The sequence below is a fragment of the Algoriphagus sp. Y33 genome (assembly GCF_014838715.1).
Lineage (GTDB): Bacteria > Bacteroidota > Bacteroidia > Cytophagales > Cyclobacteriaceae > Algoriphagus.
In genome coordinates this window covers 4,330,001-4,342,788 of record NZ_CP061947.1, presented here as the reverse complement: position 1 = coordinate 4,342,788, position 12,788 = coordinate 4,330,001, and the positions used below count along the sequence as shown (strand labels likewise).

The 12,788-nt window shown below is 41.7% G+C and carries 11 protein-coding genes; 10 read left to right on the top strand and 1 reads right to left on the bottom strand.

All coding sequences use genetic code 11. From position 1 onward, the window contains the following. The first annotated feature begins 22 nt into the window (after positions 1-22). The 5 genes from ID165_RS17420 to ID165_RS17400 all read left to right on the top strand — a co-directional run bounded on the left by ID165_RS17420 (position 23) and on the right by ID165_RS17400 (position 6,819). On the top strand, positions 23-1,186 hold the full coding sequence (locus ID165_RS17420; RefSeq protein WP_192346443.1) for a hypothetical protein: 1,164 nt from the start codon (positions 23-25) through the stop codon (positions 1,184-1,186). A 117-nt stretch (positions 1,187-1,303) separates the two neighbouring features. After that, the gene (locus ID165_RS17415; RefSeq protein WP_192346441.1) at positions 1,304-2,299 is read left to right on the top strand and encodes an adenosine kinase; all 996 of its coding nucleotides are present in this window, start codon (positions 1,304-1,306) and stop codon (positions 2,297-2,299) included. Positions 2,300-2,682: 383 nt separating this feature from the next. Further along, on the top strand, positions 2,683-4,011 hold the full coding sequence (locus ID165_RS17410) for a pitrilysin family protein (protein WP_192351644.1): 1,329 nt from the start codon (positions 2,683-2,685) through the stop codon (positions 4,009-4,011). Between the two features lie 27 nt (positions 4,012-4,038). Next, complete coding sequence (locus ID165_RS17405) at positions 4,039-6,087, top strand: pitrilysin family protein (protein WP_192346439.1); 2,049 nt, start codon at positions 4,039-4,041, stop codon at positions 6,085-6,087. A gap of 6 nt (positions 6,088-6,093) precedes the next feature. After that, positions 6,094-6,819 carry a peptidase, M16 family protein gene (locus ID165_RS17400; RefSeq protein WP_192346437.1) on the top strand — a complete coding sequence of 242 codons (726 nt, stop codon included), beginning with the start codon at positions 6,094-6,096 and terminating at the stop codon, positions 6,817-6,819. Between the two features lie 60 nt (positions 6,820-6,879). On the opposite strand, the gene ID165_RS17395 is transcribed toward ID165_RS17400, so the two are convergent. Then, positions 6,880-8,526: a M61 family peptidase gene (locus ID165_RS17395; protein ID WP_192346435.1), complete on the bottom strand. Its 1,647-nt coding sequence runs from the start codon at positions 8,524-8,526 to the stop codon at positions 6,880-6,882. Between the two features lie 139 nt (positions 8,527-8,665). Between ID165_RS17395 and rpmH the strand changes: the two genes are divergently transcribed. The 5 genes from rpmH (at position 8,666) to ID165_RS17370 (ending at position 12,293) form a co-directional block, all read left to right on the top strand. After that, positions 8,666-8,824 (top strand): 50S ribosomal protein L34, encoded by a 159-nt coding sequence (rpmH, locus tag ID165_RS17390; protein WP_074226946.1) that lies wholly within the window; start codon positions 8,666-8,668, stop codon positions 8,822-8,824. 48 nt (positions 8,825-8,872) lie between these two features. Beyond that, complete coding sequence (rnpA, locus tag ID165_RS17385; RefSeq protein WP_192346433.1) at positions 8,873-9,289, top strand: ribonuclease P protein component; 417 nt, start codon at positions 8,873-8,875, stop codon at positions 9,287-9,289. Between the two features lie 141 nt (positions 9,290-9,430). Then, on the top strand, positions 9,431-11,092 hold the full coding sequence (locus ID165_RS17380; RefSeq protein WP_192346431.1) for a S41 family peptidase: 1,662 nt from the start codon (positions 9,431-9,433) through the stop codon (positions 11,090-11,092). A 5-nt stretch (positions 11,093-11,097) separates the two neighbouring features. Then, positions 11,098-11,787, top strand: coding sequence for a tRNA (adenosine(37)-N6)-threonylcarbamoyltransferase complex dimerization subunit type 1 TsaB (gene tsaB / locus ID165_RS17375; RefSeq protein ID WP_192346429.1), 690 nt, complete (start codon positions 11,098-11,100; stop codon positions 11,785-11,787). Further along, on the top strand, positions 11,784-12,293 hold the full coding sequence (locus ID165_RS17370; protein ID WP_192346427.1) for a DUF2480 family protein: 510 nt from the start codon (positions 11,784-11,786) through the stop codon (positions 12,291-12,293). The genes tsaB and ID165_RS17370 overlap by 4 nt, the downstream gene beginning before the upstream one ends. Positions 12,294-12,788 lie beyond the last annotated feature (495 nt).

Below are 12,788 nucleotides of genomic sequence, written 5' to 3'. Positions count from 1 at the left end.
TTAGCGATCTAAAATCACCCGAATGCAATTGATCGAAGTTACCACGCCTGCCCATCAGAAAGAGTTTATTGAGATGGCAGTCCGGTTGTATAAAAACGAAAAGAATTGGATCAGGCCTCTTGATGCGGATATCGAGGGGCTTTTTCATAAAGAAACCAACAAGCTCTTTCGAAATGGGGCAAAGGCCAAGCGTTGGCTTTTGCAAAATAAAAACCAAGAAACCATAGGACGGGTAGCAGCTTTCATCAACCCAAAGATGAAGGAGAAGCAGCCGACCGGCGGTTTGGGTTTCTTCGAGTGTATCAATGACCAAAACGCTGCTTTTTTGCTTTTCGACACGGCGAAAGCCTGGCTGGAGAGTGAGGGGATGGAGGCTATGGACGGCCCGATCAACTTCGGCGAGCGTGACAAGTGGTGGGGATTGCTCGTAGACGGCTTTACCGAGCCGAACTATAATATGCCTTGGAACTTTGGCTATTACCAAAAGTTTTTTGAGGACTACGGTTTCCGGATTTACTTCAAGCAATTCACTTACGCCAGACCTGTGCAGAACCTTGGTTTTGATGAGAAAATGAAGGTCAGGGCAAAGGTAATTATGGATGATCCCGATTACGATTTTCACTATCTGAAGGGAAAAGAACTAAAGGAAAAAGCACCGGAATATTTCATGACGGTGTATAATAAAGCATGGGCACGGCATATCGGGAAGTCTCTGGCGCTGAAAGAAGCCCAGCTGATGTTTGCCAAGATGAAACCGATCATCGACGAAAAACTGATCTACTTTGGATTTTACAAGGGAGAGCCGGTTTCGTTTTTTATCCAGATTCCTGAAATCAACCAAATTTTCAAGCACGTGAATGGAAAGATGGATTTGATCGGCAAACTTAAATTCCTATGGTATAAGACCTTTTCGCCACCCAACAAAATGCTCGGGCTGGTGTTTGGTGTAGTGCCGGAGCATCAGGGGAAAGGAGTGGAGAGTGCCATGATCATTACTTATGATAAAATGAGTGGCAAACCATCATTTCCATACAAAACCATCGAGATGAACTGGATCGGAGACTTCAACCCAAAGATGATGCGCGTTTGTGAGCAGCTTTTGGCAGAGATTTATAAGACCCATCATACCTATCGATACCTATTTGATCGGACAAAACCTTTTGAGAGACACCCGATATTTGATTGATGGCTCAGTCTGACACGCCCCACTTATCAACTCAACTTTGCCACATTACAACTTTCCAGTTTCCAGTCCAAATCTTGCAATTTTAAATATTTCAATTTTCCAATACAGAATAAAAAAATGAAAAAATACGATGTAACAGGCATAGGAAATGCCTTGGTAGATATAGAATTCAAGGTTAAAGACCGATTTTTTACCGATAATGGCGTTGAAAAAGGCCTGATGACACTGGTGGATGAGGAGCGCCAAAATGCTTTAATGCAAGTAATCAATACAGAAGAAGCCAAAAAGCAGTGTGGCGGATCCGCCGGGAATACTGTGATTGCGGTTTCTCAGTTTGGGGGCAAAGCTTATTATTCCTGCAAAGTGGCCAATGATGAATTGGGGCATTTCTATATGAATGACATGAAGGATGCGGGTGTTTCACATAATCTCAGTGAAAGCAATTTGGCTGAAGGGATCACCGGGAAATGTCTGGTAATGGTGACCGGGGATGCAGAGCGGACAATGAATACATTTCTGGGAATTACCCAGACTTATTCTTCGGCAGATGTCAACGAAGCAGCGATCAAGGATTCTCAATATTTATACATTGAAGGATACCTGATCACTTCTGAGAACGGCAAGGAGGCAATGATGCATGCGAAGAAAATCGCCGAAGAAAACGGTGTTAAGGTGGCGTTGACTTTTTCTGATCCGGCAATGGTAAAGTACTTCAAAGATCCTATGGCTGAGGTAATAGGGGCCAGTGTAGATTTGCTTTTTGCAAATGAAGAGGAAGCGATGATTTTTACAGGGAAAGATAATCTACTGGAAGCACGGGAAGAAATGAAAAAACTGGCGAAGCATTTTGTGATCACCCAAGGGAAAAACGGAGCTTTAATCTACGACGGAGATACGTTCATAGATATCGAACCTTATGCTATCACGGCGATAGATACCAATGGAGCAGGTGATATGTTTGCGGGTGCTTTTATGTATGGAATTACTAACGGTCACAGTTATGCCTCAAGCGGAAAACTTGCTTCCATGGCGAGCTCAAAGATCGTGGGTCAATTCGGGCCAAGGCTACAATGGCATGAAGCTAAGGATATATTGGCAAGACTAAATCCATAAAATTAAGGCTCTGAAATCATCTTTTCAGAGCCCTAATTTTTATTCTGCATATCCGCTTTTCTGCCGGTAAAGAAACAAAAGCAATATAGGATTTGGTAAACTTTAGCATTGAAGGTCATTCTGTCACCCGCCATCCCCGCCTGATGTCGGGCAGGGGCCTTCCAGTCAATAAAGCAAGGAAAATATGGCTGCTGGCATCATAGCGGATAATCATAATTTTTATTATTTATTGTCCTTAAATTTTAGATTGCAATAAAATAGTATTTTTTTAGAGTAAAATTGTGTTGAAGGGTTCGGCCGGTTCCGAAAAAGGGTTTTTTAGGACTTTTTTATAGACCTCGTAAATGATTTTAATTAATGAGAATATATTCCAATATACTATGATGAGAAAACTTACTGCTTTGGGGTTAGTGGCAGGGATATTAAGTGTTCCCGCTCTTGCACAAACCAAAATTGAGTTCAAGGAATTTGACTTGGACAATGGGCTGCATGTGATCATGCATCAGGACAATACTACGCCAATCGTGGTGACTTCAGTTCTTTACCATGTAGGTTCTAAGAATGAGCAGCCGGACAGAACCGGTTTTGCACACTTCTTTGAGCACCTGATGTTTGAAGGATCTGAAAATATCGAACGGGGAGAATACATGAATATAATCCAAGCTCATGGCGGCACACTGAATGCGTATACGTCAAATGATATTACCTACTATTATGAATCTTTGCCTTCGAATGAACTGGAGCTGGCACTTTACATGGAAAGTGAGCGCATGCTACACTCAAAAGTAGATCAGACAGGTGTGGAAACTCAGCGTGAGGTCGTCAAAGAGGAAAAACGTCAGAGCTATGACAATAGGCCTTACGGAAGTATTCTGATCGAAACGTTAAAAAGAGCCTACACCGAGCATCCTTACCGCTGGGCTCCAATCGGATCCCTGGATGATTTGAACGCAGCTTCCATCGAAGAATTTCAACAATTCTACAAGGATTTCTACATACCGAACAATGCTACGCTGACCATCGCCGGAGATATAGACTACAAGCAGACAGAAGAATGGGTTAAAAAATACTTTTCGGAAATACCTAAGGGAACAAAGGAAGTCTATAGACCGGATGTAAAGGAACCTAAGAAGACAGCCGAGATCAGAGATATTGTTTATGACAATATTCAGATCCCGGCAGTAATTCAATCCTATAATCTTCCTCCTAGAAATCATGCTGATTCTTATGCATTGTCTATGCTTTCCACATATCTGACGGGTGGCAACTCCTCGTTGATGACCAAAGAGCTAGTTGATAAGCAACAAAAAGCACTCGCTGTGGCGGCAATACCTCTTGATTTGGAAGATGGTGGGATTTTCATTATGTATGGAATCACAAATATGGGAGTGGAGCCAAAAGACCTAGAAACCGAAATAGATAAGCTAATCAAGCAGGTTCAGGACAATGGGATCTCGGATGGTGATTTCGAGAAACTTCAGAACATCATGGAAAATAATATAGTGAGTGGAAACTCATCTATGGCGGGAGTAGCCGAAAATCTTGCAGAAGCTCACGTGATGTTTGGTGAAGCTGATTATGTAAACAAGGTGATGGAAGCCTACAGCAAAGTCACAAAGGCTGACATTCAACGCGTAGCCAAAGAATACCTGACCTTAGATGGTCGTGTGGTTCTATACTATTTGCCAAAGCCAACTGAAGCAGCGCAGTAAATGACTCACCTAAACAATCGAAATGACATGAAGAAAATAACAATATCCTTTGTATTGAGCCTTTTGGTGTCTGTCGTGAGCTTTGCTCAGGTGGACAGAAGCCAGTTTCCAAAAGCGGGGCCTGCGCCTATAATAAAAATTGGTGAGGCAGAGACTTTTACCCTTGACAATGGACTGAAAGTATTTGTGGTAGAGAATGATAAACTTCCACGCGTATCATTCACGTTGGTGCTGGAAAGAGATCCATTGTTTGAAGGAGATAAGGCAGGATTGACAGGCTTTGTAGGCCAGATGATGAAGGCAGGAACTACAAGTCGAACCAAAGATCAAATTGATGAGGAGATAGATTTTATAGGAGCGAATCTGGGAGTGTCTTCTACGACTGTTTCGGCATCTTCTTTGAAAAAGCATCAGGAGAAAATCCTCGATTTGATGGTTGATGTGCTTTATAATCCTATTTTTCCTGAAGAAGAATTGGAGAAATTGAAAAAGCAGTCACTCACAGCCTTGGCTACAAGCAAGGATGAGCCAAATGCCATCTCCGGCAGGCTAAGCAGCGCTATGGTTTATGGTAAGGATCATCCATACGGCGAAGTGGAAACAGAGACTTCCCTTAGTAAAGTTACCGTGGAGGATGTGAAAGACTATTATACTACCTTCTTTAAACCAAATATTGCTTACTTGGCTATCGTGGGTGACATGAGTAAATCAGAAGCGGAGGAAGTGGTGAAGAAATATTTTAGCGAATGGGAACGGGGAGATGTACCTAAATTCACTTATGATGCTCCCGCGCCTCCAAGCAAAAAAATGGTGGGACTGGTTGATCGCAGCTCGTCTGTCCAAACCGTGATTGATATCGCCCAGCCGATAGATCTTACACTCGGTGATGAGGATTATATTTCAAGCAGAGTTTTAAATCAGATCTTTGGAGGCGGCTCCTCTTCCAGACTTTTTATGAATCTTCGTGAAGATAAAGGCTACACTTATGGTGCGTATTCTTCTTTCTCTGCGGATAAGCTTATTGGACAATTTTCTGCAAATGCCTCAGTCCGTACTGAGGTGACTGATTCTGCCATTGTAGAATTCATTTATGAAATCAACCGATTGGTGGATGAAGGAGTAACGGAAGAAGAGCTGGAAAAAGCGAAATCCAACCTTGCTGGATCATTTGGAAGATCTCTGGAGAGCCCTTCTACTATTGCGAATTTCGCATTGAATATCGAGAGATACGGTCTTCCAAAAGATTACTACGAGACCTATTTGCAAAAAATGAATGCGCTGACTGTAGCGGACATCAACGAGACTGCCAAAAAACTCATTGATCCTAATAAGCTTTTCATCACAGCTGTAGGAAATGGCACTGAGATCAAGGATAAATTGGCACAGTTTGGAGAGGTTACGCTATATGACAATATGGGCTTTCCTGCCAAAGAAATGGCAGCTGTAGATGCAGACATGACTTCTGCCAAAGTGATTGATAACTACATTGCCGCCATCGGCGGGCTGGATAAAGCCACTTCCATCAAATCAGCCAAACTGGAAATGCAGGCAGAAGTGATGGGTACGCAGCTGACAATTGAATTGATCCATGATGATGCCAACATGCGGTTTGCCCAGAAAACATTGGTCGGAGGAAATGTCATGCAGACATCGGTAGTCAAAGATGGTAAGGGATCCGCAAGTGTTCAAGGACAATCCATGGCAATGACAGACGAACAAGTGGATGCTGCAAAACTGAGCACCTACTTTTTGCCTGAGTTGCATTACCAGACCATGGGTTATACGCTGACACTTGACGGAATCAAAGATGTGGAAGGAACTCCTGCCTATAAAATAATTGTAGCTACCCCATTGGGTTCATCAGTGAATAACTATTACTCAGTAGAATCAGGACTAAAGATCAAAAATGAAAATCCTGTATCAGGAGATACATTTTATAGTGACTACCAGGAGAAAAACGGGGTTTTGATTCCAATGACACAGACAATCAAGTCGGCGATGATTCCAGTTCCTTTGGAGGCAAAAGTGACCGGTTTGGAATTAAATCCGGAATTAAACGAAGAGGATTTCAACTAACTAATTATGAAGAAAAGTATTTTAATATTCGCTCTTGCGCTTTTGGCATTACCGGTGGCCACAAAAGCGGGCATGGAGGAAAAAGAAAGTCTATCGATAGTCAAGGTTGACAATTCAGTCAAAGAAGTGATAGATAGTTATGTCAAAGCGACTGGTGGCGAGGCCAATATGAAGGCAGTTCGTAATATGGAAATGAAAATGCAGGCTGAGATTCAGGGGATGATGCTGGATATTTCCAGCGTGGTAGACCGTGAAAACCAGCGTTTACTGAACTTGACAGAAATGGACGGCAATGTATTGTCAAAGACTGTATTGAAAGATGGTGTCGGTAAAGTGACCGCGATGGGCCAGGAGCAGGTTTTCACGGAAGAGCAGGTAGAAGCTGTACGGAATCAGGTTTACGCTTTCCGCGAGTTGTATCTGGATGAATTGGGAATCAACGTGACCTATGGTGGAACTGCTGAAATAGAAGGAGAGCAAGCCCACAAGCTTATATTTGAAATAGGCGGAGAAGGTAATACTACGGAATATTACAGCGTAGCTACCGGATTGAAGCTGCAGACGGAGTCAACGGAAATTGGAACAGTTATCTATAAGGACTATCAGGAAGTGGATGGTCTTATGATGCCAATGGCGATGAGTATTACAAACAGTATGATGCCGATGCCAATGGAAGCAAGGGTGATTTCCATTTTATTCAATCAGGATTTGGATGATACTTTATTTAATTAGAAGAGTCTAATGTGAAAGATTTAAAGTTAAAGGGCTGTCTGTGAGGGCAGCCTTTTTGCATTAGCCATTGATCCATGTATCTCTCTTGGGATTATTTTTTTTGTCTACTAGGACATGGTTTTGGAAAAGAAGCTTGTCTGTAGTGCGTAATTCCATATCGAGATTTCTCCCATATCGATTTACGGATATCTTAAGTATTTTATTGTCAAGATTTTGTGAGTTTATTAGATCTCCCACCATTAGTTTTTTATAAGCATCGCTTGAGGGATGGATTTTGCTGACTTTGCCGTCTTCACCCTTGATAATTCCAAAACCCGAAGCTAAACAGTCTTCTCCGGCATTGGTTTGCAGCTCAAAACCCAGTGAATTAAAATACTTTTCTACGACAGGAAAAATATCTTCTTTGCCTGCGATATGATCTTCGTAGAATTGATTGAAATAAATAGGGTGATCGGTCTGTGAAAGTATTGCTTCCCATACTTCCTCCATAGAGTACCCAATTTGTGGTTTGCCGAATCGTTTCCAGAGGATCTTCATCACGTGATGAAGGGAAGAATTTTCATCCAGAAGCATAGCGTCCAAACAAAAAGCAATCAATGCACCATGGGTGTAAATACTCACTTTTTTGTCGGGTATTCCAGCTACATACCCATCTATCCAAAGATCAAAGCTGGATTCTAAGATAGATTGGTTGCGCCAGCCAAAGTTTAGAGATTCTCTGTTCAGAACTTTTTCAAAAGTTTCACAATATTCTTTTAGTGTAAAATAACCTGATTTCAATAGAAAGACATCGCCCATATAGGTTGTGATTCCCTCTGCCACCCATCCTGCTTGGTGGTAAGCCTCATTGGCAAAGTTGTAAGGTGCAATTTCCTTAGGTCTGATCCGGCAGACATTCCAGGCATGATAGAGCTCGTGGCAACTTACACCCATGAGTTCATTCATGTGCTGTCGTTTCGTTAGGTTTTCAGCAGGTCCAAAGGTGACCACAGTTCCCCGCTGATGTTCCACGCCGTGGTAGTGCGGATAGGGTAGGAGTTGATAAATGAAATGATATTCATCCACAGGGAATTCTCCGAAGGCTTCGATTTGCTTTCCTGCAAACAGCTGAATGTTGTTTTTAAATTCAGTCAAGTCGAAAAGTACCTTTCCGTGAAACCAGAGGTGAAAGTTGACGTCATTGATTTTAAAAGCCTCATGGGTCAAGTTTTGTGAAGCAAGGAAGCTGCTGTCAGCCAATTGTTGGAAGGAGGAGGCAAATAGTTTACTGTTTTCGGATAGAAGTGTGGTGCAAGATTGAAAATGCGCGGGAAAGGTTACATTAACCTGTATTTTCTCTTCAGACTGCCCTTCAACATCAAAACAGCAATTGACAAAGTTTAGGTAAATCTGCTCGTCATCCACCCAGCAAGAACCAGCGTCCATCCTGGCACAGTGATATTCATAGCATACTTGGTACTCGCCCACATGATCGGGGATGAATTCCCACAGGTCTTTGGTGAGTTTTGAAGCAGGGACTTGCTTTCCTATCGGGGTTAAAACGCTAAGACTTCGGATATTTTGTGCGTAATTTGTCAGCTGATAACGTCCTGCACGCCAGGCCGGAAGTTGAAGCCGTACCGGCGAAAGATGCCTTACTGGAATGTGAAGGGCGATTTGGATGTATTGAGAAAGAGGGTTGTGGGATTCTATGTAATAGCTGATCATTGGGGAATTGATTGAATTTAAGCAAATGTTTTTTGCCTTGTTTGTATTTAAAGAAATGGTACTTATCTTTGCAGTCCTTTTTGGGGGTGATTCCCAAGGAATAAAGAATCAGAAAGCAATTAGATAAAGATATTCGATCATGAAAAGAACATTTCAACCTTCTCGTAGAAAAAGAAAAAACAAACACGGCTTTAGAGAAAGAATGTCTTCTGCTAACGGTAGGAGAGTACTGAAAGCCAGAAGAGCAAAAGGAAGACACAAATTGAGTGTTTCTTCTGAAAAGACTTTGAAGAAGTAATTCTTTGCACTGATTTTCGTATGTTCACGTACGATTTTAGTCCTTGTGATGAATTATAGACTCCCAAAAAGCGATAGGCTTCATGCCGACAAGCTTATCAAGGAACTTTTTAACGAAGGTTCCTCTTTTTTTTTATACCCATTTAAAGTCCAATTTTTTGTTAATAAGGAACAGAGAAATGGAACCCCACAGGTACTTTTCTCCGTTTCGAAGAAGAAAATCAAAAGGGCGGTAGGTCGTAATTTTGTTAAAAGAAGGATGAGAGAGGCTTATAGGCTAAACAAATCTTTGATCCCACCCTGTACTATGTCTATTGGCTTGATATATGTAAGTTCAGAGCTTATGGAATTCTCAGTAATTCAGGCCAAACTTACTTTGGCTTTAAAAAAATTGGCTGGTATTATAAGCGAAAATCAAAAACACCATGAAATCGAGCACGATGAAGATTGTCATCCACTGGAATAAATATTTGGTGCGAGATTCCATGTCACCTTTGAAATAAAATTTTAAACCCATGAAATCGAGCATGACCAAGAACGTCACACAGAGGAATGATTATCCGTTATGCGAGATTCCATATGGCCATCGAAAAACAATTATAATCATATGAATAAATCATTGAAAAAATCCCTCCTTATTATTGTTTTAGGAGCATTTGTGCTCACAGGATTTTTTGCTTTCAATGCTAAAAATGACAAGCTATTTGCCATAGCCAAGAATATTGACATTTTCGCTACACTGATCAGAGAGTTGGATTCCTATTATGTAGATGATATAAATCCGGATGAATTGGTTTCTATAGGCATCAATGCTATGCTGGAGGAGTTAGATCCCTACACTACCTATATTCCTGAGGAAGACTCGGATGATTATCGGATGATGACCACGGGAGAATATGCAGGCATTGGCGCATTGATTGGGAATCGAGGTGAGGGAAGCATGGTTATTATGCCGTACACTGGCTTCCCCGCTCAGATTGTAGGTTTGAAGATTGCAGACTACATTTTGAAAATAGACACAACCGACGTTACTGGCTTAGGAACTGCAGATGTATCTGCACTACTCAAAGGTCCCGCAAATACCCCTGTTCACTTACAGGTGAAAAGGAATATGGATACACTGGAATTCGATGTGATTAGAAAGAAAATAGCCATCAAAAATGTACCCTATTATGGTAAACTTGATGAGCATACAGGATATATTAAACTTGCTGAATTCACGACAAATGCTTCCACCGAGGTCAGAAATGCATTGGTGGACTTAAAGAGTCAGGGGATTGACAGATTGGTGTTGGATGTGAGAGACAATCCCGGCGGACTTGTTAATGAAGCTGTAGAAATAGTTAATCTTTTCATACCTAAAGGAAGGGAAGTAGTAAAGACTATTGGCAAACTCCAAAACGTAAACTATACGTATAAGACTAGCAAGACACCGGTTGACAAAGATATTCCTATGGTTGTATTGCTTAATGAGCATAGTGCCTCTGCTTCGGAAATCGTGGCCGGTGCTTTACAGGATTATGATAGGGCGGTTTTGATCGGAAGAAAGTCATTTGGAAAAGGGTTGGTGCAGACTACTGTGCCGCTGACGTATAATGCACAGATGAAGGTGACGACGGCCAAATATTATATTCCAAGCGGGCGTTGCATCCAGGCAATTGATTATTTGGAAAGTAGGGAAAATCATAAATTAGTGACGGTTCCTGATTCGTTGAGAAAAGTATTTCGGACAAAAAATGGCAGGGCCGTATTGGATGGTGCCGGGATCGAGCCTGATGAAGAGGTAGAACAAAAAAATTATGCCCCAATTTCGTATAGTCTGGTAGCACGAAATCATGTATTTGATTTTGCCACTGAATATTTCTATAAGCATCCTGAGATTGCAGCTCCATCTAGCTTTGCCGTTTCGGATGCGGAATATGATGAGTTTGTGGAATGGTTGGAAGGAAAAGAATACGATTATACTACCTACTTGGAGAAGTCTTTGGAGGATATGCGTAAAAATGCAGAGAAGGTGGAATATTATGAGGAGATCAAGGCTCAGATCGATGCACTTGAAAAAAGAGTGAATCATAGTAAGGAACAGGATTTGGTTACCAATAAGGAGGAAATCAAAGGCATACTCTCTCAGGAGATTGTATCCAGATATTATTTCCAAGAAGGAATGATTCAGTCTGGCTTGGACGATGATGAGGATGTAATTCTAGCCAAAGAGTATTTGCAGAAACCGGATAAGATAAAGAAGGCACTGACAGCCTCATCTAAATAAGGATTATGGCAGTTATTCTCTCGCTGGAGACCTCTACACCGGTTTGTTCCATTGCAGTTCACCAAAAAGGAGTATTGCTGGGAAAGAAATCTTTAGATGTTCCGGGGGCTCACTCAGAGAAACTGATGGGGATGATCCAGTCTCTTCTGGAGGAATGCAGTCTCACGATTAATCAAATCAATGCAGTCGCAGTCTCAGAAGGCCCGGGGTCTTATACCGGTCTTAGAATTGGTGTTTCTGTTGGCAAAGGGCTGGCATATGCCGGAGATATACCCTTGATAGCAGTCAGCACATTGAAAGCGCTTTCATACGGAGCAAGAGTGCAGATAAAAAATCAGGGATTAATAGTAGCTATGCTTGACGCCCGGCGGATGGAGATTTACTGGGAAGTATTTGACTATGATTTGAATTCTGTCAGAGAGCTTGATTCGGAAATTATCGATGCCGGATCTTTTTCGGGGTTGCTAGAGAAGGGAACCGTTTTTTTTGTGGGAGATGCGGTTAAGAAAGTATCAGAAGTAATTGCGCATCCAAATGCAGTTTTCCTAGATGTTAAAATCTCGGCCGAGTACATAGGGGTATTGGCTTTTGAGAAATTTCTAAGAGCAGAGTTTGCCGATGTGGCTTATTTTGTCCCTAATTATCTGAAGGAGTTTAAAGCTCTTCAGTCTAAAAAGAATCCATTGTTGATATGAGCGAGATAGTAAACAGAGTTGCAAATAGCCCGATCGTTACGATTAATATAGAGGAGATTTATCCTAGAGAAGAACGTGTACTATTTGATATTAAACCTTTTCTCTTCCAAGAATTGATTTTGAGGGAGAAAGATTTCAGGGCAGCACTCAAGGAAATTGATTGGAAACAATATGAAAACAAATGGGTGGCGATTACCTGTACCGCAGATGCGATCGTTCCTAATTGGGCTTTTATGTTGGTGGCAACTTATCTTAATTCTATTGCCTGTGGGTATGCAATTGGAGATTTAAAAGAACTTGAAGTGATGATTGCTGAGGATTGTTTGAGAAAAATAGACTTGGAGGCATTCACGGATAGGCCTGTTGTGGTCAAAGGGTGTAGTGATTTTCCCATTCCTTTATTCGCTTATGGCAAAATAATTTCACTGATACAGAGCAGAGCAAAATCCATAATGTATGGGGAGCCATGCAGTACGGTTCCTCTTTACAAAAAACAAAAGTCCTGATAATTAAAGGACTGGAAAAATCCCCCAGCTTTTTTACGTTTTTCTTTTTGTAGGCTATTGCCGATAAGATAAAAAGGTTGATATTTGCACTCCCAAACGGCGCATACGGAGCCGGGGAAAGAGAGGAAAGGCTCTGAAGAAGCATTGAAAAAATTAATTTTGCGTGTGGGTTTGGAAGTCAGAAATGATCACTTACCTTTGCATTCCCTTCGGCAGAGAAGGGGATAAAGCGGGGAGGGAGAAGCCTCCGAAAAAACTTTAAAAATTAAATTTTGCGGAGCGTATTGCAGATTAAAAAATCTCTCTTACCTTTGCACTCCCTTCGGCAGGGAAGGGAAAAAACGGAACGAAAATCGAAAGATATCAGTTTTGGCCAAGGTCACAAATGTGTGACACCAAGTTCTTTGAAGTGATGTAAGGCAAAAAAAAGTAACCTGGTAACAGACAGGGAGACGTTTGTGGGACTTGCTTCGTGCGGTTTCACGGACAGTGTAT

Coding starts and splice junctions, on each gene's coding strand:
- ID165_RS17410 (WP_192351644.1), top strand. CDS start 2,683: ATGAGAAAACTTACTGCTTTGGGGTTAGTGGCAGGGATATTAAGTGTT.
- ID165_RS17370 (WP_192346427.1), top strand. CDS start 11,784: ATGAGCGAGATAGTAAACAGAGTTGCAAATAGCCCGATCGTTACGATT.
- tsaB (WP_192346429.1), top strand. CDS start 11,098: ATGGCAGTTATTCTCTCGCTGGAGACCTCTACACCGGTTTGTTCCATT.
- rpmH (WP_074226946.1), top strand. CDS start 8,666: ATGAAAAGAACATTTCAACCTTCTCGTAGAAAAAGAAAAAACAAACAC.
- ID165_RS17415 (WP_192346441.1), top strand. CDS start 1,304: ATGAAAAAATACGATGTAACAGGCATAGGAAATGCCTTGGTAGATATA.
- ID165_RS17405 (WP_192346439.1), top strand. CDS start 4,039: ATGAAGAAAATAACAATATCCTTTGTATTGAGCCTTTTGGTGTCTGTC.
- ID165_RS17380 (WP_192346431.1), top strand. CDS start 9,431: ATGAATAAATCATTGAAAAAATCCCTCCTTATTATTGTTTTAGGAGCA.
- ID165_RS17400 (WP_192346437.1), top strand. CDS start 6,094: ATGAAGAAAAGTATTTTAATATTCGCTCTTGCGCTTTTGGCATTACCG.
- rnpA (WP_192346433.1), top strand. CDS start 8,873: ATGAATTATAGACTCCCAAAAAGCGATAGGCTTCATGCCGACAAGCTT.
- ID165_RS17395 (WP_192346435.1), bottom strand. CDS start 8,526: ATGATCAGCTATTACATAGAATCCCACAACCCTCTTTCTCAATACATC.
- ID165_RS17420 (WP_192346443.1), top strand. CDS start 23: ATGCAATTGATCGAAGTTACCACGCCTGCCCATCAGAAAGAGTTTATT.